Origin of the sequence: Allobosea sp. Root670 (assembly GCF_001429415.1) — a bacterium.
Lineage (GTDB): Bacteria > Pseudomonadota > Alphaproteobacteria > Rhizobiales > Beijerinckiaceae > Allobosea > Allobosea robiniae.
In genome coordinates this window covers 667,120-689,350 of the sequence record NZ_LMJU01000001.1, presented here as the reverse complement: position 1 = coordinate 689,350, position 22,231 = coordinate 667,120, and the positions used below count along the sequence as shown (strand labels likewise).

20 protein-coding genes are annotated in these 22,231 nt (G+C 66.6%); 5 read left to right on the top strand and 15 right to left on the bottom strand.

Translation table 11 applies throughout. The features are described from left to right. The first annotated feature begins 85 nt into the window (after positions 1-85). From ASE61_RS03165 to ASE61_RS03155, 3 genes are all read left to right on the top strand, one after another. On the top strand, positions 86-424 hold the full coding sequence (locus ASE61_RS03165) for an Hpt domain-containing protein (RefSeq protein WP_061964523.1): 339 nt from the start codon (positions 86-88) through the stop codon (positions 422-424). Positions 425-507: 83 nt separating this feature from the next. Then, complete coding sequence (locus tag ASE61_RS03160; protein ID WP_061965556.1) at positions 508-828, top strand: 2Fe-2S iron-sulfur cluster-binding protein; 321 nt, start codon at positions 508-510, stop codon at positions 826-828. Between the two features lie 200 nt (positions 829-1,028). Next, on the top strand, positions 1,029-1,451 hold the full coding sequence (locus tag ASE61_RS03155; RefSeq protein WP_061964521.1) for a universal stress protein: 423 nt from the start codon (positions 1,029-1,031) through the stop codon (positions 1,449-1,451). Between the two features lie 3 nt (positions 1,452-1,454). Here the strand turns inward: ASE61_RS03155 and ASE61_RS03150 are convergent, their stop codons facing one another. The 10 genes from ASE61_RS03150 to xdhA form a co-directional block, all read right to left on the bottom strand. Continuing rightward, positions 1,455-2,048: a hypothetical protein gene (locus ASE61_RS03150; protein ID WP_061964519.1), complete on the bottom strand. Its 594-nt coding sequence runs from the start codon at positions 2,046-2,048 to the stop codon at positions 1,455-1,457. An 11-nt stretch (positions 2,049-2,059) separates the two neighbouring features. After that, positions 2,060-3,235, bottom strand: coding sequence for a vWA domain-containing protein (locus tag ASE61_RS03145; RefSeq protein ID WP_061964516.1), 1,176 nt, complete (start codon positions 3,233-3,235; stop codon positions 2,060-2,062). Between the two features lie 83 nt (positions 3,236-3,318). Continuing rightward, on the bottom strand, positions 3,319-3,591 hold the full coding sequence (locus ASE61_RS03140; RefSeq protein WP_061964514.1) for an HU family DNA-binding protein: 273 nt from the start codon (positions 3,589-3,591) through the stop codon (positions 3,319-3,321). 320 nt (positions 3,592-3,911) lie between these two features. Beyond that, positions 3,912-4,991 carry a BMP family ABC transporter substrate-binding protein gene (locus ASE61_RS03135; protein WP_082617050.1) on the bottom strand — a complete coding sequence of 360 codons (1,080 nt, stop codon included), beginning with the start codon at positions 4,989-4,991 and terminating at the stop codon, positions 3,912-3,914. 31 nt (positions 4,992-5,022) lie between these two features. Beyond that, positions 5,023-5,946 (bottom strand): ABC transporter permease, encoded by a 924-nt coding sequence (locus tag ASE61_RS03130; RefSeq protein WP_156406961.1) that lies wholly within the window; start codon positions 5,944-5,946, stop codon positions 5,023-5,025. Next, a complete protein-coding gene (locus ASE61_RS03125) occupies positions 5,943-7,007 on the bottom strand; it encodes an ABC transporter permease (RefSeq protein WP_142115050.1) in 1,065 nt (354 codons plus the stop codon). The genes ASE61_RS03130 and ASE61_RS03125 overlap by 4 nt, the downstream gene beginning before the upstream one ends. After that, complete coding sequence (locus ASE61_RS03120) at positions 7,000-8,544, bottom strand: ABC transporter ATP-binding protein (protein ID WP_061964510.1); 1,545 nt, start codon at positions 8,542-8,544, stop codon at positions 7,000-7,002. Before ASE61_RS03120 ends, ASE61_RS03125 begins: the two co-directional genes overlap by 8 nt. Further along, positions 8,528-9,370: a xanthine dehydrogenase accessory protein XdhC gene (xdhC, locus tag ASE61_RS03115; protein ID WP_061964508.1), complete on the bottom strand. Its 843-nt coding sequence runs from the start codon at positions 9,368-9,370 to the stop codon at positions 8,528-8,530. The genes ASE61_RS03120 and xdhC overlap by 17 nt, the downstream gene beginning before the upstream one ends. Beyond that, a complete protein-coding gene (gene xdhB / locus ASE61_RS03110; RefSeq protein ID WP_061964506.1) occupies positions 9,367-11,706 on the bottom strand; it encodes a xanthine dehydrogenase molybdopterin binding subunit in 2,340 nt (779 codons plus the stop codon). The genes xdhC and xdhB overlap by 4 nt, the downstream gene beginning before the upstream one ends. Then, positions 11,699-13,189 (bottom strand): xanthine dehydrogenase small subunit, encoded by a 1,491-nt coding sequence (xdhA, locus tag ASE61_RS03105; protein WP_061964504.1) that lies wholly within the window; start codon positions 13,187-13,189, stop codon positions 11,699-11,701. The genes xdhB and xdhA overlap by 8 nt, the downstream gene beginning before the upstream one ends. 117 nt (positions 13,190-13,306) lie before the next feature. On the opposite strand from xdhA, the gene guaD reads away from it, so the two are divergent. Next, positions 13,307-14,632 (top strand): guanine deaminase, encoded by a 1,326-nt coding sequence (guaD, locus tag ASE61_RS03100; RefSeq protein WP_061965550.1) that lies wholly within the window; start codon positions 13,307-13,309, stop codon positions 14,630-14,632. A gap of 121 nt (positions 14,633-14,753) precedes the next feature. On the opposite strand, the gene ASE61_RS03095 is transcribed toward guaD, so the two are convergent. From ASE61_RS03095 to ASE61_RS03075, 5 genes are all read right to left on the bottom strand, one after another. Beyond that, positions 14,754-15,611, bottom strand: coding sequence for a D-amino-acid transaminase (locus tag ASE61_RS03095; RefSeq protein ID WP_061964502.1), 858 nt, complete (start codon positions 15,609-15,611; stop codon positions 14,754-14,756). A 112-nt stretch (positions 15,612-15,723) separates the two neighbouring features. After that, entirely contained in the window at positions 15,724-17,319 is a 1,596-nt protein-coding gene (locus ASE61_RS03090) for a peptide ABC transporter substrate-binding protein (RefSeq protein WP_061964500.1), read from the bottom strand. A 144-nt stretch (positions 17,320-17,463) separates the two neighbouring features. Next, positions 17,464-19,764 (bottom strand): NADP-dependent malic enzyme, encoded by a 2,301-nt coding sequence (locus ASE61_RS03085; protein WP_061964498.1) that lies wholly within the window; start codon positions 19,762-19,764, stop codon positions 17,464-17,466. A 213-nt stretch (positions 19,765-19,977) separates the two neighbouring features. Next, positions 19,978-20,214 (bottom strand): Lrp/AsnC ligand binding domain-containing protein, encoded by a 237-nt coding sequence (locus tag ASE61_RS03080; RefSeq protein ID WP_061964496.1) that lies wholly within the window; start codon positions 20,212-20,214, stop codon positions 19,978-19,980. 52 nt (positions 20,215-20,266) lie between these two features. Further along, entirely contained in the window at positions 20,267-21,091 is an 825-nt protein-coding gene (locus ASE61_RS03075; protein WP_061964494.1) for an alpha/beta hydrolase, read from the bottom strand. Positions 21,092-21,231: 140 nt separating this feature from the next. Here ASE61_RS03075 and ASE61_RS03070 point away from each other — a divergent pair, with 140 nt between their 5' ends. Further along, positions 21,232-22,230: an asparaginase gene (locus tag ASE61_RS03070; RefSeq protein WP_061965548.1), complete on the top strand. Its 999-nt coding sequence runs from the start codon at positions 21,232-21,234 to the stop codon at positions 22,228-22,230. Position 22,231 lies beyond the last annotated feature (1 nt).

Below are 22,231 nucleotides of genomic sequence, written 5' to 3'. Positions count from 1 at the left end.
CCTCGTTCACCATCCGGGCGCTTCCTGAAGGGCATGAGACCGGCCCGTGCGGCCATTTGATGACCGATGTCGAAGAGTTCCTGACATGACCGAGAAGGCCATCGATTTCGCCTATCTCTCCCGCCAGACCGCAGGCGACCACGAGCTGGAGCGCGAATTGCTGGTGCTCTTCGCCCAGCAATGCGTCGTCCATCTGCGAGCCATCCACGGCAGCACCGACCGGCAGGTGCGGATGGATGCCGCCCACAGCCTGAAGGGCGCGGCGCGGGCCGTCGGCGCCTGGCAGGTCGCCGAGGCTGCCGACCGCATCGAGGAGGGTCTTGCCGGGCCGGAGCAGAAGGCGAGCGAAAGCGCTCTCGATGCGCTCGCCCTCGCGGCCGCCGAGGCGAGGGCGGTGATCGCACGCTCCGATTGCGCCGCCTGAGCACGCCTGCGGCGGGAAAACCCGTTCCGTGCCGCTTTGAAATGCTCTAAGCGGTGCCGGAGATCGCGCCGCCGGAGTTTCCCATGCCTAACATCACCTTCATCGACGCTCATGGAGAGAGCCGCACCGTCGAGGCCGAAACCGGCTCGACCGTGATGGAGACGGCGATCCGCAACGCGGTTCCTGGCATCGAGGCGGAATGCGGCGGCGCCTGCGCCTGCGCCACCTGCCATGTCTATGTCGACGATGCCTGGACCGCGGCGGTCGGCCCTGCCGAGCCGATGGAGGAGGATATGCTGGACTTCGCCTTCGACGTTCGCCCGAATTCGCGCCTCTCCTGTCAGATCCGCATCCGCGACGATCTCGACGGGCTGATCGTCCGTACGCCCGAGCGCCAGGGCTAGACCCGCGCGGCATCGCACCGCATCCGGCATTTTGCGCTGGATCATGGCGCCGATGCTGGCAAACTCCATGATGGTTGCACACCCGTCTGGATCGGCGCGCATTCCACCGGGCGCGGCAACAGCGATCCAGGCATTTGTGATATCATCCGGACTCCCGAAAAGTGGCGCCCATTTTTCGGCCCGATGCCTAGGAGGATGCGATGTACAGATCGATCATGGTCCCCGTAGATCTCGCCGAAGCCGAGCTTGCCCAGCCGGCGCTCGCAGCGGCCGTCTCCTTTGCGAAGGCTTCGGGCGGGAGGCTGCGTCTGGTCTATGTCCGCTCGCTCATCCCGGTCACCTACATGGAGTTCGTGCCGGCTGATTTCGATTCCGAGCAGCAGGAAGATGCCGAGGCGAAGCTCGCCGAGATCGCAGCGAAGGTCGATCTCCCAGCCGAGCAGGTCTCGGCCAAGGTCCTGATCGGCTCCGTCCATGGCGAGGTGCTGGCCGAGGCCGACGCCAGCGGCGCCGATCTCATCGTCATCGGCTCGCATGAGCCCGGCATGCTCGCCTATGTCATCGGCTCGAACGCCTCGGCCATCGTGCGCCGGGCGAAATGCTCTGTGCTGGTCGTCCGCTGAGCCTCAGCTCGTCCCACCCGGGACGAGGCTGTCGGGCACCTCGCCGGTCGCGAGTTCGCGCGGCCGGTTGAGACTGACCAGCGGCCAGACCTGCCAGAACGAGGCGGCGATCAGCAGGATGCCGAGCAGCCCGGCACTGTTCGCGCCCTGCTGGAAGGCGCGCAGCGTGAAGGCCGCGAGCATCAGCAGCGACAGCGCGCCGAGGGCGGCGACGCCGAGCCAGATCGGCCTGGGTCGTCCGGCGACGAAGCGCGCGCGCGGATTGGCCCGCGCGATCGCGGCCGACAGCGCGGTGACGAAGCGGCGATAGCGCGGATCGTCGCGGTCGAGATCGGTGAGCGAGCGCCAGGACAGGTTGCCGAAGGTCACGGTGCGGCCGTCGCTGAGCCGGAGTTGCGTCTTGTAGCCCTTCGACGAGATATTGCCGGGCGCATAGACGAAGCGGACCTGCTCGACCGCACTCAGGCGGATGCTGTCGACCCGGCGCGTCCGATCGACCTCGAGCGTATCGCCGTCGAGCTTGTAGGCGATCTCGAAGCCCACCGGCTTGGGGCGCTGGCGCCAGCTCGGGGCGGGGCCGTCATCGTCCTCGTCCATGATCGCTTTCGTCACCGTGCCAGAACCTTCATCGCGCCATCCAGTCCGTCGAGCGTCAGCGGGAACATGCGCCCGCCCATCAAACCGCCGATCTGGCGGATCGACTGGGTGTAGTTCCAGAGGTTCTGCTGCACCGGATTGAGCCAGACCGATATCGGGAATTTGGTCGCCAGACGCTCCATCCAGACCTCGCCGGCCTCCTCGTTCCAGTGCTCGACGGAGCCGCCGGGCATCGCGATCTCGTAGGGGCTCATCGAGGCATCGCCGACGAAGACGAGCCGGTAGTCGGAGGGATAGGTCCTGAGAACGTCCCAGGTCGCGATCTGCTGGTCGTGGCGCCGGCGGTTCTCCTTCCAGACCCGCTCATAGGGGCAGTTATGGAAGTAGAAATGCTCGAAATGCTTGAACTCGGCCCGCGCCGCCGAGAACAGCTCCTCGGCCAATTCGATATGCCAGTCCATCGAGCCGCCGACATCGAGGTAGAGCAGCACCTTCACGGCATTGCGGCGCTCGGGGCGAAGCTTCACGTCGAGGTAGCCGTGCCGGGCGGTCTCGGAAATGGTGTTGTCGAGATCGAGTTCCTCGGCCGCGCCGGTGCGGGCGAAGCGGCGCAGGCGCCTGAGCGCGATCCGCATGTTGCGAACGCCGAGCTCGCGCGTGTCGTCGAAATCCTTGAACTCGCGCTTGTCCCAGACCTTCACCGCCCGGAAATTGCGGTTCTTGTTCTGGCCGATGCGAATCCCTTCGGGATTGTAGCCATAGGCGCCATAGGGCGAGGTGCCGGCGGTGCCGATCCACTTGTTGCCGCCCTGGTGGCGGCCCTTCTGCTCGTCGAGCCGCTGTTTCAGCGTCTCCCAGAGCTTCTCCCAGCCCATCGCATCGATCTGGGCTTTCTCTTCGTCGGTCAGGAATTTCTCGGCGAGCTTGCGCAGCCATTCCTCGGGAATGCCGGCTTCCTCGATCGCCTGCTGCAGCGTCTCCATGCCCTTGAACACCTGGGCGAAGACGCGGTCGAACTTGTCGAGATGGCGCTCGTCCTTCACCAGCGTGGCGCGGGCGAGATAGTAGAACTCGTCGACCCTGTGTTCGGCCAGATCGGCCTCCACCCCTTCAAGCAGCGTCAGGTATTCGCGCAAGGTCACTGGGACCTTGGCGGCGCGCAGATCGGTGAAGAGACGGAGAAACATGCCGCTAATGTGAGGGCATGGGGCGCAGGGTCAAGCAGCGTCCACGTTTCATGCGCGAACGCTGCCTGAGCCCGATGATGGCCTTACGCCACCGCGTCGGCGAGGTCCTTGGTGACCTTGAACTTCACGACGGTCTTGGCGGGCACCTTGATGGTCGCGCCGGTCGAGGGGTTGCGGGCCTCGCGGGCCTCGCGCTTGGCGGCGGAGAGCTTGCCGATGCCGCCGAGCGTGACGTCGTCGCCCTTTTTGAGGGACTTGGCGACGGTCGCGCCGAGAGAGGCCAGGATGGCCGAGACGTCGGCCTTGGTCTTGCCGGTCTCTTCGGCAATGGCGGCGATCAGTTCGTTCTTGGTCATGAATTCCTCCTAGAGAAGGTGGTTCAGGCGTCGCGTGCTGGATGACGGCCGTTCATGCTCGTTTCCGACACGAGCGACCGCGACACATGGATGCCATTCGCGGCGCGCAACTCACGCAGTTGCCACGGTTACCGCGGAAAGACGATGGCCGCGGCGGTAGATACGCACAGGAAACGCCTTCGATCCATCGGTTTCAGGCCGGTAACGGCCCAGTTGAGAACGAAAACAGGTTGACGGGGTGGATTGACGGAGCGTCAGGCGGGTGGAGCCTGCGAATCGCTGCGGCGGCGCGAGCAGCCCGCCGCAGCGAGAATTCATCGTCAGGCCTGGATGCCGTCGACATACCAATCCATCTTCGAAAGCATCTCGTCGCTGGCCTTCTCGCCGGCCTTCAGGCGGACTTCACCCTTCTGGTCCTTGAGCTCACCGGTGAAGGGGTGGAGCGTGCCGGCGACGATGGCCTTGGTGACCTCGTCGGCGGCGGCACGGGCAGCCGGCGTGATCGCATCGTTATACGGGGCGAGCTTGACGAAGCCGTCCTTGATGCCGCCCCAGACCGCGCCGCTCTTCCAATTGCCGTCCATGACCTCCTTGACGCGCTTGATGTAGTAGCCCGACCAGTCGTCGACGATGGCCGAAAGATGGGCCTTGGGCGCGAAGGACTTCATGTCGGAGGCCTGGCCGAAGGCGAAGACGCCGCGCTGCTCGGCCGCCTGGAGCGGGGCGGCGGAATCGGTGTGCTGGGTGATCATGTCAGCGCCCTGGTCGATCAGCGCCTTGGCGGCGTCGGCCTCCTTGGCCGGGTCGTACCAGGTCGAGCACCAGACGACCTTGGTCTTGAAGTTCGGGTTCACCTTGCGGGCGGCGAGATGGAAAGCGTTGATGCCCATCACGACTTCCGGGATCGGGAAGGAGGCGACGTAGCCGGCCTGTCCGGTCTTCGACATGTGCCCGGCGATGGTGCCGATCACGGCGCGGCCCTCGTAGAAGCGCGCATCGTAGGTCGCGACGTTCTCGGCGCGCATATAGCCGGTGGCATGCTCGAACTTGATCTTCGGGAACTGCTTGGCGACCTGGATCGTCGGGTTCATGAAGCCGAAGGAGGTCGCGAAGATCAGCTGGTTGCCGGCCTGGGCGAGCTGGCGCAGCGCGCGGGCGGCGTCCGGACCCTCGGCGACGTTCTCGATGAAGCTGGTCTTGATCTTGGCGCCGTATTCCTTCTCCAGCGCCAGCCGGCCCTGGTCGTGGGTCCAGGTATAGCCGTGGTCGCCGATCGGGCCGACATAGATGAAGCCGACGCCGAGCGGGGCCTGCGCCGAGGCGCCGCGGCCGAGCAGCGGCAGGGTCGAGGCGGCGGCGGCGCCGAAGGTCAGCTTGCGGCGGGTGATGATGCTGGTCATGTCCTAAAACTCCCCGTTGTCGGTTGCGGCGTCAGGACGCCGAGAAGGGTTTGCCGAGGCAGGCGGGCGCGTCGAGCCGGCCGGTCTTTCGTCCTAGCGACATCATGGTCAGAACCGCAATCGTCGCAAGGTAGGGGGCCATCGCCAGAACCTCGGGCGCGAGCCAGCTGACGCCGGCCGCCTTGGCCTGCAATTCGAGCGTCATGACGGCGCCGAAGAGGTAGGCGCCGAGCAGGAGCCGCCCCGGTTTCCAGGCCGAGAAGACGACGAGCGCGAGCGCGATCCAGCCGCGTCCCGCTGTCAGCCGGTCCGCCCACATCGGCGTCAGCGCCAGCGAGAAATAGGCGCCGCCGAGACCTGCCAAGGCGCCACCGAAGGCGATGGCGCCGTAGCGGATGGCGATCACGGGATAGCCGATCGCATGGGCCGAGGCGTCGTTCTCGCCGACGGCGCGCAGGATCAGCCCCGGCCGCGTCCGGCGCAGGAACCAGCCCACGGCTGCAACGAGCGCAAGCGAGAGATAGACGAGGATGTCGTGTCCGAAGATCACCCGCAGCAGCGGATGTTCCGACAGCACTTCCGGAAACACCGGCTGAAGCCGCGTAACGGTGCGCCCGACGAAGCCCGCGCCGATCAGCGAGGAGGCGCCGATGCCGAAGATCGTCAGCGCAAGCCCCGTGGCGACCTGATTGGCCATCAGCGAGAGCGCGAGCACGGCGAAGACCATCGAGGCCGCGACGCCTGCGAAAGCCGCCGCGACCAGCCCGATACCGGTGCTGCCGGTCGAGAAGGCGACCGCGAAGCCCGCGACCGCGCCGCACAACATCATGCCCTCGACGCCGAGATTGAGCACGCCGGCCTTCTCTGCGACGAGCTCGCCGAGCGATGCGAGCAGCAGCGGCGTCGAAGCCGCGATCAGCGTCATCAGGATGGAGATGAACATGGCGGAGGTCATGCCGCCCTCCGCTTGAAACCGATACGCCAACGCACGAGCACGTCGGTTGCCAGCAGCATGAACAACAGCGTTGCCTGGAACAGGCCGGTCGCGGCCTGCGGCAGCCTCACCGTCGATTGCGCGATCTCGCCGCCGACATAGGTTCCCGCCAGCACGATGCCGCCGAAGACGATGCCGAGCGGGTTCAGCCGGCCGAGGAAGGCGACGATGATCGCGGTGAAGCCGTAGCCGACCGGGAATTGCGGCGTGAGCTGCCCGAACGGACCGGCCGCCTCGAACAGCCCGGCGAGGCCGGCGAGCGCGCCGCTGATCAGCATGGTCGCCCAGGTCGTGCGCGCCGCGCTGAAACCGCCATGGCGGGCGGCTGCGGGCGCAAGGCCGACGACCTTGATCGCGTAGCCTGCCGTGGTCTTCTCCATCAGCAGCCAGGCGATGATCGCGAGCACCAGCGCGGCCGGGATGCCGAGATGGACCAGCGTTCCTTCCAGCACTGTCGGCAGCGTCTGATCGGCGGTGAACATCCGCGTCTGCGGGAAATTGAAGCCGCCCGGATCCTTCCACGGCCCGCGCACGAGGAAGTACAGCAACTGCACCGCGACATAGGTCAGCATCAGGCTGGTCAGGATCTCGCTGACCTGCAGCTTGACGCGCAGGAAAGCCGGGATCGCGGCCCAGGCCATGCCACCGAGAATGCCGGCGAGCACCATGGCGGGCAGGATCCACCATCCCGTCATGTCATAGGTCAGGAGGGCGACGCCGGTGCCGGCGATAGCGCCCATGACGTATTGCCCCTCGGCGCCGATATTCCAGACATTGGCTCGGAAGCCGATGGCGAGCCCGAGTGCGATCATGACGAGCGGCGCGCCCTTGACCCCGATGTCGCCCCAGCGTTGCGGCTCCAGGAAGGGGGTCAGGAAGATGCTGCCGACCGCGTGGAAGCCGTCATAGCCCATGGCGGTGAAGACGATCATGCCGATGAGCATGGTGAGCCCGATCGCGATCACTGGGCTCAGGCCCAGCATCAGCAGGCTGGGCTCGCGGCGGCGGCGCCATTCAAGCATGGGCTGCCTCCGCGCCATGGACGCCGCCCATCATCAGGCCGATCTCGTCGATGCCGAGGCTCGCGACCGGGCGCGGCACAGAGAGCCGACCTTCGTTGATGACGCAGAGCCGGTCGGCGAGCTCCAGCAATTCGTCGAGATCCTGCGAGATCACCACCACGGCCGAGCCCTTGGCCGCGAGGTCGACAAGTTCCTGTCGGATCGCGGCGGCAGCACCCGCATCGACGCCCCAGGTCGGCTGCGAGACGACAAGAACGGCCGGCTGCTGGCCGATTTCGCGACCCATGATGAATTTCTGCAGGTTGCCGCCCGAGAGCGAGCGGGCGAGCGCGGCGTTGCCGGTGGTCCGGACGTCGAAGAGCTTGATGACGCCATCTGCAAAGCGTTTCACGCTGCTACGGCTGATGAAGCCGTGCGGCGCCAGCGGGAGCCGGTGACGCGCCGTGAGGATCCCGTTATCGGCGAGCGAGAAATCCGGCACGGCAGCGTGGCCGTTGCGCTCCTCGGGCACGCAGGCGAGGCCGAGCGTCCGGCGTGTGCCGGCGCCCTCAAGACCAACGGGTTTGCCGTCGAGTTTGATTGCCTCCGAGCCGGCCGCGAGTTGCTCGCCCGAGAGGGCGGTCAGCAACTCCGCCTGTCCATTGCCGGCGACACCGGCGATCCCGAGAATCTCGCCGGCCCGGGCTTCGAAGGAAACGCTCTCCAGATCCGTGCCGAAGGGGGGCTCACCCGGCAGCGACAGCCCTTTGACTTCCAGCCGGACGGCGCCGGAGCCAGCCGCCTTGCCGTGCTCGATCTTGCGCAGTTCCGCGCCGATCATCAGCTCGGCCATGCGCTTGGTCGTCTCGACCTTGGGGTCGCAGGTCGCGACGACGCGCCCGCCGCGCAGGATCGTGGCGCTGTCGCACAGTGCTTTGATCTCGTGCAGCTTGTGGGAAATGTAGAGGATCGAGCAGCCCTCAGTCGCGATCTGGCGCAGCGTCGCGAACAGCCGTTCGACCTCCTGCGGCGTCAGGACCGAGGTCGGCTCGTCCATGATCAGCAGCTTCGGCTTCTGCAGCAGGCAGCGCACGATCTCGATGCGCTGGCGCTCGCCGACCGAGAGCGTATGAACCTCGCGCTTCGGATCGAGCGGTAGCGAATAGGATTGCAGGATCGCCGCGACGCGGGCCTTCAGCTCCTCGCGATCGACCGCCTCGTCGAGCCCGAGCGCGATATTCTCGATCACCGTCATCGCGTCGAACAGCGAGAAATGCTGGAAGACCATGCCGATGCCGAGCTTGCGCGCCGCCTTGGGCGAGGGGATCGAAACGGGCGAGCCGTTCCAGGAGATCGCGCCCTCGTCGGCCTGCTGGACGCCGTAGATGATCTTGACCAGCGTCGACTTGCCCGCGCCGTTCTCGCCGAGGAGGGCATGGATTTCGCCCGGAGAGACGCTCAGGCTGATGTCTTCATTGGCTTTGACGCCGGGAAAGCTCTTCGAGACATGGGCGAGCGCCAGCCGCGGCGGCACCTTCTGCTCACGCGGCTGATTCATGTCGCGACCGTCTCCCTTTCGCCGGCTCCCGGCGGCCAAGCAAGCAACGCACCAGCTCGGCTGCCGTCAAGGCCGCGATCACCTCCGGGCGCTTGTCGTCCACATCGCAGCCGCCAATCGGGCAGGTCAAGCGCGCCAGAGCCTCGCGCCGGCCACCAGCGCGCAGGAAGCCGGATTCGAAGCGGGCGCGCTTCGTGGCCGAGCCGATCATGCCGACATAAGCCGCATCACCACGGGCCAGCGCCGCTTCCGCCAGCCGGTAGTCGAGCGCGTGGCTATGCGAGAGCACGACGAAGGCGGCTTTTGCCGGAGCGCTTGCGATCGCATCGACGGGATCGGCCATGCGGATGCAGGTGACGGCTGCCGGCAGCCCGCTCATGACGTCGTCGCGATCGTCGATCAGGGAGACCGAGAGGGGCAGCGGTGCCAGTGCCTTTGCCAGCGCGCGGCCGGTATGGCCGGCGCCGAAGATCAGGGCGGGCGGCCGCGCCGCGGCTTCCGCCTTCTCGCGGGCGCTGAACAGGGCGATCTCGGCCGCTCCCGCATGGCGGAGCGACACACGCACCCGCCCACCGCAGCACTGCCCCATCTGGGGGCCGAGCGGGATGTCGAGCAACTGGTCCCCGGCGCCTTCGCCGAGCATGTGCCGGGCGAGGTCGATGCAGTGGAATTCGAGCTGCCCGCCGCCGATCGTGCCAGCGATCGCGCTGGGGCTGACCGCCATGCAGGCACCAGCCTCGCGCGGCGTCGATCCTTCGGCGGTCTCGATCCGGACGAGGACGATGCCGTCGTGCTGATGGGTGGCGAGAAAGGCGGCGAGGGTCATGATGCTGCCTCCGCCCTGACCCTCTCGACCGCATCCAGCAGGCGCTCGGGCGTTGCCGGTGCATCGAGGCGCGGGCAGATGCGGTGATCGCCAACGCTCGCCACCGCATCCGACAGCGCGTGCAGCACCGATATGGCCAGCATCAGAGGCGGCTCGCCGACGGCCTTCGAGCGATGGATCGTCGGCTCGCGGTTCGGCACGTTCTCCAGCAGATGCACATTGAAGATGCGCGGCCGGTCGGAGGCGACGGGGATCTTGTAGGTCGAGGGGGCATGGGTCCAGAGCCGGCCCTTCTTGTCCCAGACCAGTTCCTCGGTCGTCAGCCAGCCCATGCCCTGCACGAAGCCGCCCTCGATCTGGCCTTTGTCGATCGCCGGGTTCAGCGACCGTCCGCAATCATGGAGGATATCGACCCGCTCGACCTTGTACTCCCCGGTCAGCGTGTCGATTGCGACCTCGGCCGCCGCTGCGCCATAGGCGAAATAGTAGAACGGGTGGCCGCGTCCGGCCTTGCGGTCCCAGTGGATTTTGGGCGTCGCGTAGAAGCCCGTCGCCGAAAGCTGGACGCGCGCCATATAGGCGGCGGCGACCAGTTCCTTGAAGGCGATCTCGCGGGCGCCAATTTTCACGCGGCCCGGCAGGAAGGCGATGTCGTCTGCCTCGACCTGCCAGTGCCTTGCTGCGAATTCGGTCAGCCGCTTCTTGATCGCCTCGCAGGCATCGAGCGCCGCCATGCCGTTGAGATCGGAGCCGGAGGAGGCAGCGGTCGCCGAGGTGTTCGGCACCTTGCCGGTCGTCGTCGCCGTGATCTTGATCTGGTCGAGCCCGATGCCGAAGGCATGGGCCACCACTTGCGCCACCTTGATATAGAGCCCTTGCCCCATCTCGGTGCCGCCATGGTTCAGCGCGACCGTGCCGTCCGTATAGACATGCACCAGCGCACCGGCCTGGTTGAACCAGGTCGCGGTGAAGGAGATGCCGAATTTTACAGGCGTCAGCGCGATGCCGCGCTTGACGATCGGGCTCGTCCTGTTGGCCTCGCGGATCGCGGTCTTGCGGGTCTGATAGTCGCAGCGCTGCTCCAGTTCGGTGATGACATCCGCTGCGATATTGTCCTCGACCGTCTGGTGATAGGGCGTCACATCGCGACCGGCGCCATAGAGATTGCGCCGGCGCACCTCCAGCGGGTCGAGCCCGGTCGCGTAGGCGACCTCCTCGATGAAGCGCTCTGCCCCGACCATGCCCTGCGGGCCGCCGAAGCCACGGAAGGCGGTGTTCGAGCAGGTGTTCGTGAAGAGCGGCTCCGAACGTGCGCGCACCGCCGGGTAGAAATAGCAATTGTCCATGTGGAACAGGGCGCGGTCGGTCACCGGCCCGGAGAGATCGGCGTTCCAGCCGCAGCGCGCCGCATAGACGGCGTCGACCGCATGGATGCGGCCATCATCGTCGAAGCCGACCTCGTAATCGCAGATGAAGTCATGGCGTTTTCCCGTGATCGCCATGTCGTCGTCGCGGTCGGGACGCAGCTTCACCGGGCGCTTCAGCTTGCGGGCGCAGAGCGCGGCGATGCAGGCGAAGAGATTGGCCTGCGTCTCCTTGCCGCCGAAGCCGCCGCCCATGCGCCGGACCTCGACGGTGACCGCATGCGACCCGACGCCGAGCACGGCCGCGACCATGTGCTGGACCTCGCTTGGATGCTGGGTCGAGACCAGCACGGCCATGTCCTCGTCCTCGCCGGGGATGGCGAGCGCGACCTGGCTTTCGAGGTAGAAATGCTCCTGCCCGCCGATCGCCATCGCGCCTTTCAGCCGGCGCGGGCTCGCTGCCAGCGCGGTAGTGACATCGCCCCGTTCGAGCTTGAGCGGTTCGGTGACGAGTTTCCCCCCGGCTTCGCGCGCCGCAGCGATGTCGATCAGCGGCGGTTCCTCGGCATAATCCGCCTTCGCCAGCGTCGCGGCATGGCGCGCCTGCTCGCGCGTTTCAGCCACGACCGCGAAAAGCGGCTGGCTGTGGAACAGGATAGCCTGCGTCGCGAAGAGCGGCTCGTCATGGAGATGCGTCGAGGAAATGTCGTTGGCGCCGGGGATGTCCGCTGCGGTCAGCACGGCGACGACGCCCGGCGCGGCGCGGACAGCATCGAGGTCGAGCGAGAGCAGCCGGCCATGGGCGATCGTGCTCGTGCCGAGATAGGCGTGTAGTAGTCCATCGGGCGCGGCGATGTCGTCGATATAAACAGCTTCGCCCGCGACATGCTTGGGCGCGGAATCATGGGTGCGGGAGCTGCCGACCGGCCCGCTCTCCAGTCCGATATCGAGCTTGCGGCGTGCGTCAGCCATGGGCGACCTCCGCCAGCAGGCCGGCGACCCGCGTTTGCGTCTCAGCTTCCGTCGTCTCGATCAGGAAGCGCAGCAGCAGGTTGCCGGCGATCTTGAGTCGATAATGCGCCGAGGCGCGCATGTCGTCGAGCGGCGTGAAATCCTGTGGGAGGGCGGCGATGGCGGCTGCGATGGCCTTGTCGTCCCAACGTTGGCCGACGAGCGCAGCTTCGGCCGCCGCCGCGCGCTTCGGGATGCCGGCCAGGCCGCCATAGGCGAGGCGGGCGTCGCTGACCCGGCCATCGGGGGCCAGCGCGAGCCGGAAGGCGCCGCAGACGGCGGAAATATCCTCGTCGAAGCGCTTCGAGACCTTGGAGGCATGGAACAGCACGCCCTCCGCCAGCTTCGGCACCAGCACAGCCTCGACGAATTCCCCGGGCCGCCGGTCCTGCTTGCGGTATTCGATGAAGAAGCTTTCGAGCGGGATGCTACGGCGTTCGAGGCTGGTTTCCCCGCGCCTTGCCAGGACCAGCGTGGCATCGAGCGCGATCAGGGCAGGCGGCAGGTCGCCGATCGGCGAGCCATTGGCGATGTTGCCGCCGATCGTGCCGACATTGCGCACCTGCTCGCCGCCGAAGCGCCGCATCAATTCGTCGAGCTGCGGCGAGAGGGCGGCCAGCGCCGTGCGGACGTCGATATGGCTGGCCATCGCGCCGAAGCGCAGATGGTCACCCTCGTCGGCGATGGTGCGCAGCGCCTCGATCCGCCCGAGATAGATCACGGGGTCGAGCCGCCGCATCGCCTTGGTGACCCAGAGCCCGACATCGGTCGCGCCGGCGACGAGCGTCGCCTGTGGGTGGGCGGCGACGAGTTCGGCCAGCGCCTCCACCGTCGTGGGTGCATAGAAACGTCGGCTTCCACCTTGCAGGGACAGCGTCTCGTCATCATCCAGGGCGGCAAGCCGCGCCGCAACGGCCTCCCGTTCCCGCAGGAACCGATCGGCCTCGCGCGGCGCGATCTCGTCCATGCGGCGGCCGGCGGCGATGATCGGCTCGTAGCCGGTGCAGCGACAGAGGTTCCCGGCCAGCGCATCCTCGATGCGGCCGATGCTGGGCTCTGCCTCGTTGAGCCTCAGCGCCAGCAGCGACATCACGAAGCCCGGTGTGCAGAAGCCGCATTGCGAGCCATGGCACTCGACCATCGCCTGCTGGACCGGGTGCAGGCTGCCGTCGGCGCCCTTCAGATGCTCGACTGTGAGAAGCTGGCAGCCGTCCAGCGTCGGCAGGAAGCGGATGCAGGCATTGATCGCCTCGTAGCGCAGCCGCCCGCGATCCAGCCGCCCGACGACGACAGTACAGGCGCCGCAATCGCCCTCGGCGCAGCCTTCCTTGGTGCCGGTCATGCGCTGGTCGAGGCGCAGCCAGTCGAGCACGGTGAGCGTCGGATCGCAGTGGTCGATCTCGACCAGTCTGTCGCCGAGCAGGAAGCGCAAGCTCTCACGCATCCCTCTCGCTCCACTCGCAAAGCCAAATCATGCCCGCAGATTAGGCATGATCCGGCCTTGGCCGGAAGCTTCGATTTGGTGCAGATGTGATGTGGAATTGTGCCGGAGCCGCCCGACGTGACCACCTCCACCCGATTGCGCGCCTTGCGCGGCCGCCTGCTCTGGTTCGTCGACGATCCGGAGACCGCGGGCGAGGCCGCGCATCGCTACGTCGAAGACGGTTTGCTCGTCATCGAGAACGGATTGATCAAGGCGGCGGGTGAGGCGCGGGACCTGCTGCGGACGCTGCCGGCCGATGCGGAGATCGTCGATCATCGTCCCCATCTGATCATGCCGGGCTTCATAGACGCCCATATCCACATGCCGCAGACGCAGGTCGTCGCCTCCTACGGCGCCCAGCTCATGGAGTGGCTGAACAAATACACCTTCGTCGAGGAGCAGAAGCTCGCTCAGCAGGGCCATGCCGAGAAGCTCTCGCGCTTCTTCCTCGATGAATTGCTCGCCAACGGCACGACCACGGCGGGGGTCTATTGTTCGGTCCATCCGCAATCGGCGGAGGCCTTCTTCACGGAATCGGAGCGCCGCAACACGCGCATGATCGCCGGCAAGGTGATGATGGACCGCAATGCGCCGGAAGCGCTGACGGACTCGGCCGAGAGCAGCTATCGCGATTCCAAGGCGCTGATCGCGCGCTGGCACGGCAAGAGCCGCCAGCTTTATGCGATCACCCCGCGTTTCGCGATCACCTCGACGCCGGAGCAACTGGCGGCGGCGGGGAGGCTGGCGGCCGAGCATCCCGACTGTCATGTCCAGACCCATATCGATGAGAACCGAGCCGAGATTGCCTTTGCCCGCGAGCTTTATCCGGAAGCTGCGGACTATGCGGATATCTACCGGCGTTATGGCCTGCTCGGTGCGAAAAGCCTGATGGGCCATTGCATCCACATGACCCACAATGAATGGCAGGCCTTTGCGGACACCGGCGCGGTCGCGGTGTTCTGCCCGACCTCGAATCTCTTCCTCGGTTCAGGTTTGTTCGACTGGGCGCATGCCCGGCAGCGCGGCGTCAAGGTCGCGGTCGCGACCGATATCGGCGGCGGCACGTCCTATTCGATGCTCCGGACCATGGCCGAGGCCTACAAGGTGCTGCAGCTCCAGGGGCAAAGCCTGTCGGCTTTGGGCGCCCTGCATGCGATCACGCGCGGCAATGCGGTGGCGCTCGGTATGGATCACCTGATCGGCGGCTTCGAGACGGGCCGCGAGGCCGATGTCGTCGTGCTCGATACGGGCGCGACGCGGGCGATGGCGCACCGCCTAGAGACGGTGCGCGATCTCGCGGAGGAGTTGTTCGTGCTCGTCACACTCGGCGACGAGCGCAATGTCGCCGCGACCTATGTGATGGGGGAATTGGCTGCTGGCACGTCATTCTCGGGCGGCGCGTAGCGCCATCCGTCATGGTCGGGCTTGTCCCGACCATCCACGCTTTCGCCTATCGAGGGCGCTATCCAAGACGTAGATGCTCGCCACGAGGGCGAGCATGACGCCGTTGAACGGGCCCGATGCCTCAGCCCAGCACGCCGCCCTTGCGGGCGTAGTCGATATAGATCTCGCGCAGGCGCAGCGCCGTCGGGCCGGGCGCGCCGTTATGGATCGTGTGGCCGTCGATCGTGGTCACCGGCATGACGAGGCTGGTCGCAGAGGTGATGAAGGCCTCCTCGGCGTCGAGCGCCTCTTCCAGCGTGAACTCGCGCTCCTCGAAGGTGAAACCGGATTCCGCGAGATAGGCCAGCACCGCCTTGCGGGTGATGCCCGGCAGAACCTTGTTGGAGAGTGGGCGCGAGATCAGTGTCTTGCCCTTGACGATCCAGGCGGTGGAGGAGGCGCCTTCGGTCACCACGCCGTCCTCGGTGAGCCAGGCTTCCTGCGCGCCGCTTTCCAGCGCGAACTGCTTGGCCAGCACCGGGGCGAGCAGATTGACGCTCTTGATGTCGCGGCGGGCCCAGCGCAGGTCCGGCGTCGAGACGACCTTGATGCCGGTCTTGGCTGTCGGCGCATTCACGAAGTTGCGGGCCTGGGTGAACATCACCAGCGTTGGCTGGACATCCTTCGGGAAGGGGAAATCGCGATCGGAAGCGCCGCGCGAGACCTGCAGATAGATGCCGCCCTCATCGAGATTGTTGCGCTTGATCAGCTCCTGATGGATCGCGACGAGCTCGGCCTTCGACCAGGGCAGGCCGAGGCGGATTTCGCCGCAGGAGCGCTCGAGGCGCGCGAGATGCGCCTCGCAATCGACGAGCTTGCCGCCGATCACGGCCGAAACCTCGTAGATGCCGTCGCCGAAAATGAAGCCGCGGTCGAAAACGGAGATCTTGGCCTCTTCCTCGGGAAGATAGGCGCCATTGACGTAGACGATGCGGCTCATCGATGCGGACTCGCTGATTGGAAGGGAACGCCGGACCTTCCTAGCGAAGCTTGGCGCCGGTTGCGAGCCTCAAGGCGTGGAAACGGCCCGGCGTCTGGTGCAGGGCCGGGCCTCAGGCCTTCAGGCTCAGGAACCGCGTCGGGATCGCGCCGCGCAGGTTCTGCTCGAAGCCGGTCAGCTTCGGCGAGACCAGGTTCTTGGTCGAGTAGTGCAGGACCGGAATCCACGGCTCGTCGCGGATCACGATGCTGTCGGCCTCGCGCAGGATCGCGGCGCGCCGGGCGATGTCGAGTTCCTCGGTCGCGAGCTTCATCAACGCGTCGAATTGCGGATTGCTGTACTTGCCGATGTTGAAGCCGGCATTGTCGCTCTCGAACAGGAAGAGGAAGTTCTGCGGGTCGGAATAGTCGCCGATCCAGCCATAGCGGGCGACGTCGAAATCGCCGCCATCGCGCAGATAGGCGAAATGCGTGCGGAAATCGGTCTGGACGAAACGGGTCTCGACGCCGATCGCGCGCCATTGCTCTGCGATAGCCTCGGCCGTGTGACGGTTGTTGTCGGTGGTGTTGAAGCGGAACTCGACCTGAAGCGGTATGCTGCCGAAGCCGGCCGAAGCGAGCAGGCGCTTGGCCTCGTCCTCGCGTTCGAGCACTGAAGCGTGGCGGAAATCGAGTTCGGCACGCTCGCCGTAATTGCCGATATGCGGAGGTATCACGCCATAGGCCGGCAGCATCGTGCCGCCCCAGATCCGGTCGGCGATGAATTCGCGATCGATCTGCAGCGATAGCGCCCGCCTGACGCGCTCGTCGTCGAAGGGCGGCTTGGCGCTGTTGATGATCAGGAAATAGGTCGCGAGATAGGGGCCGATCCGGACCTGGTCGCCGAGCTTTTCCTTCAGGGTCTTGAACTGGTCGGCCGGGATGTCCGTGGTGAGATGCAGTTCGCCGGCCTGGAAGCGCCGCACCGCCGCCGCGAGGTCGGATGCCGGATAGAAGATCACGGTATCGATCTGCACATCGGCGGCCGCATGGAAATGCGGGTTGCGGTCGAGCCGGATATGCGAGTTCGGCGCCAGTTCCCTGAGCATATAGGGGCCGTTGGTGATCCAGTTCTCCGGCCGCTCGGGCTCCTGCGCCGCCCTGGCCACGCTGGGTGGGTGCACGGGCAGGGCGCTCTGATGGGTCAGGAGCTCGAGCAGGTAGGGCGTCGGCTGCTCCAGTGCGATCTCCAGCGTGCTCTCGTCGGGAGCGGTGACGCCGAGCGTTTCCAACGAGGAGCCGGCGGCGGCCTTGTGGATCGCCTGGGCATTGCGGATCGGGAAGAGCAGGTTGGCGTATTTCGCGCCGGTTTCCGGATTGACGATACGCCTGAAGGAATAGACGAAATCCGAGGCCCTGACCGGGTCACCGTTCGACCATTTCGCGTTGCCGCGCAGCTTGAAGCGCCAGCTCTTGCCGTCCGGACTCATTGTCCAGCTTTCGGCGACGCCGGGTACGACCTCGCCCATCATATTGTGGATGACGAGGCCCTCGCGCAGGTCCCGCAGCAGATGCGCTTCGGCGACGGTGGAGGTCTTGTGCGGATCGAGCGTCTCGGGATCGCCGTCATTGCCGCGGTGGAAGACAATCCGGCCCTGGGCGGCGGCGCGGGTCGCGGCCAGGATGGCGGCGAAGGCCAAAGGGGCATGGCGGCGCGTGACGTCGAGCATGGCAACCTCCCTCAAGCCGGGCGTCGTTGCGAGCGATGCCCGACTTCAGAGGGAGTAGACCCTGTCGAATTGAGTCTGCCAAGCGCGAAAACGACGGCAGGGCCGTGGTTTTCGCTCGTTGTTTGTCAGGGGGTGGCTATAGGCTCAACGGCTGGCCGCTTCCGCCGCGCTTTCCTGGGCTTCGACCACCGCGACGGCCGTCATGTTGACCACGCCGCGCGCCGTCACCGATCCCGTGAGGATATGGGCGGGCTTGGCCGTGCCGATCAGGATCGGGCCGACCGGCAGCGCATCGGCCATTACCTTGGCGAACTGGTAGGAGATGTTGGCCGCGTCGAGATTGGGGAAGATCAGGACGTTCGCCATCTCCTTCAGCGTCGAGGAGGGCAGGACGCGCTCGCGGATCAGGGGCACGAGGGCGGTATCGGCCTCCATCTCACCGTCGCATTCGAGATGCGGCGCCCGCTCGCGGATCAGCTTCAGCGCCTTGCGCATCTTGAGCGAGGAGGGTGTGTCGGCCGCGCCGAAATCGGAATGCGACAGCAGGGCGATCTTCGGGTCGATGCCGAAGCGCTGGACATGGCTCGCCGCCAGCACGGTCATGTCGGCGATCTCCTCCGCCGTCGGATCGTGCTTCACATGGGTGTCCGACATGAAGAAGGCACCCTTGTTGGTGATGATCAGGGTCATCGCCGCAAGGTCGCAGACGCCGGGCGCCATGCCGATGATGTCCTTGATATGCCGCAGGCGCGACATGAACCGCCCTTCGAGGCCCGAGATCATCGCATCGGCCTCGCCGCGGGCGACGGCGAGCGCCGCGATCACGGTGTTGTTGGTGCGCACGAGCGAGCGGGCGGCCTCCGGCGTGATGCCGCGCCGGCCGGCGATATCGAGATAGGTCTGGACATAGTCGCGATAGCGCGGATCGTCCTCGGGATTCACCACCTCGAAATCGACGCCGGGCTTGAGCGACAGGCCGAAGCGCTGGATGCGCGTCTCGATCACGCTCGGCCGGCCGATCAGGATCGGCACGGCGAGCCCTTCCTCCAGCGCGACCTGGGCGGCGCGCAGCACGCGCTCGTCCTCGCCCTCGGCGTAGATCACGCGCTTGGGGTCGGCCTTGGCCTTCTGGAACAGCGGCTTCATCAGGAAGCCGGAGCGGAAGACGAAGCGCGAGAGCTGCTCGCGATAGGCCTCGACATCGACCAGCGGCTTGCGGGCGACGCCGGTCACCATCGCTGCCTCAGCGACAGCCGGCGCGATGCGCATGATCAGGCGCGGGTCGAAGGGGTTCGGGATCAGCGAGTTCGCTCCGAAGGTCGAAGCCTCGCCGCCATAGGCGCGGGCCGCGATGTCGGAGGTCGCCTCGCGGGCGAGCGAGGCGATGGCGCGCACCGCGGCGAGCTTCATCGCCTCGTTGATCGTCGTCGCCTGCACGTCGAGCGCGCCGCGGAAGATATAGGGGAAGCACAGGACGTTGTTGACCTGGTTCGGATAGTCCGAGCGGCCGGTGCAGATCATCGCGTCGGGGCGCACGGCAAGCGCATCTTCCGGCGTGATCTCGGGATTGGGGTTGGCCAGCGCCAGGATCAGCGGCTTCGTCGCCATCTGCTTGGCCATCTCGGGCTTGAGCACGCCGGCCGCGGAAAGGCCGAGGAAGACGTCGGCGCCGCCGATGACGTCGCTGAGCGTCCGGGCATCGGTCTCCTGCGCGTAGACCTCCTTCCAGCGGTCCATCAGCGTGTTGCGGCCCTTGTAGACCACGCCGTCGATATCGGTGAGCCAGATGTTCTGGCGCTGCGCGCCGAGCTCGACCAGCAGGTTGGTGCAGGCGAGCGCGGCGGCACCCGCGCCGGAGACGACGATCTTGACGTCGGCGATCTTCTTGCCCGCGAGGTCGAGCCCGTTCAGCACCGCGGCGGAGACGATGATCGCCGTGCCGTGCTGGTCGTCATGGAAGACGGGGATCTGCATCCGGGCCTTGAGCTGCTCCTCGATCTCGAAGCATTCCGGCCCCTTGATGTCCTCGAGATTGATGCCGCCGAAGGTCGGTTCCAGCGCCGCGACGACCTCGACGAATTTCTCGATGTTCTTCTGCTCGACCTCGATGTCGAAGCAGTCGATGCCGGCGAATTTCTTGAAGAGGACGGCCTTGCCCTCCATCACCGGCTTGGAGGCGAGGGGACCGATATCGCCGAGGCCGAGCACGGCGGTGCCGTTGGTGATGACGGCGACGAGGTTCTGGCGCGAGGTGAGCTCGGCGGCTTCCGAGGGATCGTCGACGATCGCTTCGCAGGCGGCGGCGACGCCGGGTGAATAGGCGAGCGCCAGGTCGCGCTGGTTGCCGAGCGGCTTGGTCGCCTGGATCTCGAGCTTACCCGGCCGAGGCTGGCGGTGATAGACGAGCGCGCCCGAGCGCAGATCAGTGGAGAGCGTGCTTTTCATGGCGCGAGGATCCCTGCAGTCCGAAGGATGCTGGTCGCGCGAAAGCCCCCACGCCGTCAAGCCGTCGGCGCCGCCAGCAGTTTCGCCGGGGCGGAAAGGATGAGGCGGGCGCGAACTTGAATCAATTTGGCAAGATGCTGAATCGGCATGCGAGAATCCGCACGCAAGCGCCGGAAACGATTCGATAAATCCCCAGCGCCGTCGGCGCGAAATTCAGAACGCTTTGAAGGTGATGATCGTATGGGTGTCGGCGATCTCGGGGATCGACTGCACCTTCTGCGCGACGAAATGGCCGATATCGACATCGGCCGCGACGTGGAACTTGGCCAGGATGTCGTAGTTGCCGGCGGTCGAATAGATCTCCGAGGCGATCTCGCGATCGGCCAGTTCGCTGGCGACCTCATAGGTCTTGCCGAGCCTGCATTTGATCTCGACGAAGAAGGTCTGCATCGCGCGCTCCGAAACTCTGTTGGGTCTGGATAGAATCCTCTGCGTGGTAAGATCAAGCGCCGGCGAGCGCGGCGATCCGTCGGGTCATCGCATTCTCCGGATCGGTCAGTCCGGCGATCACGGTGAAATGGTTGGCTCCGGGGATTTCCTCGTAGCGCGTCGTCACGCCTTCCAGCCCCCAGACATCGGTGAGGCGGCGGCTCTGCCGGTGGTACTCGTCGCTCTCGGCGCCGCCGACCACGGCATCCATGGTCAGCCGCGACGGTGCCGGCCAGAACAGCGGGCTTTCCAGTTCCGCGGCAGCCAGGTCGAGATTCAGCGCCTTGTTGATGCTGGTCTCGGTCAGGGGCTTCAGGTTGTAGAGGCCGGAGATGCCATAGGCTGCCGGCACGAGCTGGTCTGGCAGGTCCGGGTCGACATTCTTCCAGTCGGTGGCAAGCGTGCAGGCGCTGAGATGGCCGCCGGCGGAATGCCCGGTCGCGATCACCGGCAGGCCGAAACGCCGCCACAGCGCCGCAGCCGCCTGCTGCAATTCCCAGACGATGTGGCCGAGATGGACCTGCGGGCAGAGATCGTAACCGACGACCGCGACCGGCAGGCCGAGCCGGTTCAGCCCGCGCGCCATATGCGAGAAATAGCTGCGGTCCAGCGCCTGCCAGTAGCCGCCATGGATGAACATCACCAGCGCGTTGCCGCGGATCGTCTCGGGCTTGAACAGGTCGTAGGCCTGGCGCTCGCCCTCGCCATAGGAGACGTCCAGCTCGCGCAGGGCCTCGGCACGGTAGGCGGCGGCATCGGCCTGCCAGCCGGCGATGATTCCCGGATGTTCCGGCACGCGGGCGCGGTTGTTGTACTCGGTCTCGTAGTCCGGCGACATCGATCTTCCATCGCTGAAGGGCGTGGGTTGGCTGGGCCGCACCGTGGCAGCCCGGCGCCCTTCGCGCCAGCGCTTTTGACAGGACCCCGCTCCGGCTCCAAAAGGCGGCAAGCCCGGCGCAAAGGGCAATGGAGGTCGCCATGGAAAATCCCGTTCTCGCCGAGGTCACGCGCGGCAATGTCGTCGAATCGCGCCATCGCGGCGCGGCGATCGTCGTCGATGCCGATAGCGGCGTGGTCTTCTCGGCGGGCGATGTCGAGCGCCCGGTGTTTCCGCGTTCGGCCGTCAAGGCGATCCAGGGACTGCCATTGATCGAGAGCGGCGCCGCCGACCGCTACGGGCTGACCGAGGCCGAGATCGCGCTCGCCGTCTCCTCGCATTCCGGCGAGCCGCTCCATGCCGAGACCTCGCTGGCGATGCTGCGCAAGGCCGGCCGCGATGCCGGCTGCCTCGAATGCGGCGCGCATTGGCCGTCGAACGAGGTCGTCTCCCGCGCCCTGGCAAAGTCTGGCGCCGAGCCGAGCGCCCTCAACAACAATTGCTCGGGCAAGCATGCCGGCTTCGTCTGCCTGTCCTGCAACATGGATGAGGACCCTGCCGGCTATGTGAAGGCGAGCCACCCCGTGCAGCAGGCCGTGCGCGGCGCTCTGGAAGCCGTGACCGGCGCCGTCCATAGTGCCGATCGGATGGGCACCGACGGCTGCTCGATCCCATCCTACGCCGTGCCGCTGTCGGCGCTGGCGCTGGGTTTCGCCCGGCTCGGCACCGGCCGTGGCTTCGGGCCGGAGCGGGCAAAGGCGGCGGCGCGCATCCGGGCGGCCGCTGCAGCCCACCCCTTCATGGTCGCCGGCACGGGCCGCTACGACACGCGCCTGATGGATCTGCTCGGCGCGCGCGCCTTCACCAAGACCGGGGCCGAGGGCGTCTATTGCGCCGCGCTGCCGGAACTCGGCTACGGCATCGCCCTGAAATGCGACGATGGCGCCGGTCGTGCCGCCGAGATCGCGCTTGGCGCCCTGATCGCCCGCTTCCTGCCGATGGACGATGCCACGCAGGCAGCCTTCGCGCCGCTGCGTGAGACCGTACTGAAGAACTGGAACGGCATCGAGGTCGGCCGGATTCGCGCGCCGGCGGCCTGAG

What these genes read in the sequence shown, in the direction of transcription:
- ASE61_RS03160 (WP_061965556.1), top strand. Translation starts at nt 508, where the DNA reads ATGCCTAACATCACCTTCATCGACGCTCATGGAGAGAGCCGCACCGTC.
- ASE61_RS03085 (WP_061964498.1), bottom strand. Translation starts at nt 19,764, where the DNA reads ATGAAAAGCACGCTCTCCACTGATCTGCGCTCGGGCGCGCTCGTCTAT.
- ASE61_RS03070 (WP_061965548.1), top strand. Translation starts at nt 21,232, where the DNA reads ATGGAAAATCCCGTTCTCGCCGAGGTCACGCGCGGCAATGTCGTCGAA.
- ASE61_RS03145 (WP_061964516.1), bottom strand. Translation starts at nt 3,235, where the DNA reads ATGTTTCTCCGTCTCTTCACCGATCTGCGCGCCGCCAAGGTCCCAGTG.
- ASE61_RS03165 (WP_061964523.1), top strand. Translation starts at nt 86, where the DNA reads ATGACCGAGAAGGCCATCGATTTCGCCTATCTCTCCCGCCAGACCGCA.
- ASE61_RS03075 (WP_061964494.1), bottom strand. Translation starts at nt 21,091, where the DNA reads ATGTCGCCGGACTACGAGACCGAGTACAACAACCGCGCCCGCGTGCCG.
- ASE61_RS03095 (WP_061964502.1), bottom strand. Translation starts at nt 15,611, where the DNA reads ATGAGCCGCATCGTCTACGTCAATGGCGCCTATCTTCCCGAGGAAGAG.
- ASE61_RS03120 (WP_061964510.1), bottom strand. Translation starts at nt 8,544, where the DNA reads ATGAATCAGCCGCGTGAGCAGAAGGTGCCGCCGCGGCTGGCGCTCGCC.
- ASE61_RS03135 (WP_082617050.1), bottom strand. Translation starts at nt 4,991, where the DNA reads ATGACCAGCATCATCACCCGCCGCAAGCTGACCTTCGGCGCCGCCGCC.
- ASE61_RS03150 (WP_061964519.1), bottom strand. Translation starts at nt 2,048, where the DNA reads ATGGACGAGGACGATGACGGCCCCGCCCCGAGCTGGCGCCAGCGCCCC.
- ASE61_RS03080 (WP_061964496.1), bottom strand. Translation starts at nt 20,214, where the DNA reads ATGCAGACCTTCTTCGTCGAGATCAAATGCAGGCTCGGCAAGACCTAT.
- ASE61_RS03155 (WP_061964521.1), top strand. Translation starts at nt 1,029, where the DNA reads ATGTACAGATCGATCATGGTCCCCGTAGATCTCGCCGAAGCCGAGCTT.
- xdhA (WP_061964504.1), bottom strand. Translation starts at nt 13,189, where the DNA reads ATGCGTGAGAGCTTGCGCTTCCTGCTCGGCGACAGACTGGTCGAGATC.
- ASE61_RS03125 (WP_142115050.1), bottom strand. Translation starts at nt 7,007, where the DNA reads ATGCTTGAATGGCGCCGCCGCCGCGAGCCCAGCCTGCTGATGCTGGGC.
- ASE61_RS03090 (WP_061964500.1), bottom strand. Translation starts at nt 17,319, where the DNA reads ATGCTCGACGTCACGCGCCGCCATGCCCCTTTGGCCTTCGCCGCCATC.
- ASE61_RS03130 (WP_156406961.1), bottom strand. Translation starts at nt 5,946, where the DNA reads ATGACCTCCGCCATGTTCATCTCCATCCTGATGACGCTGATCGCGGCT.
- xdhC (WP_061964508.1), bottom strand. Translation starts at nt 9,370, where the DNA reads ATGACCCTCGCCGCCTTTCTCGCCACCCATCAGCACGACGGCATCGTC.
- ASE61_RS03140 (WP_061964514.1), bottom strand. Translation starts at nt 3,591, where the DNA reads ATGACCAAGAACGAACTGATCGCCGCCATTGCCGAAGAGACCGGCAAG.
- xdhB (WP_061964506.1), bottom strand. Translation starts at nt 11,706, where the DNA reads ATGGCTGACGCACGCCGCAAGCTCGATATCGGACTGGAGAGCGGGCCG.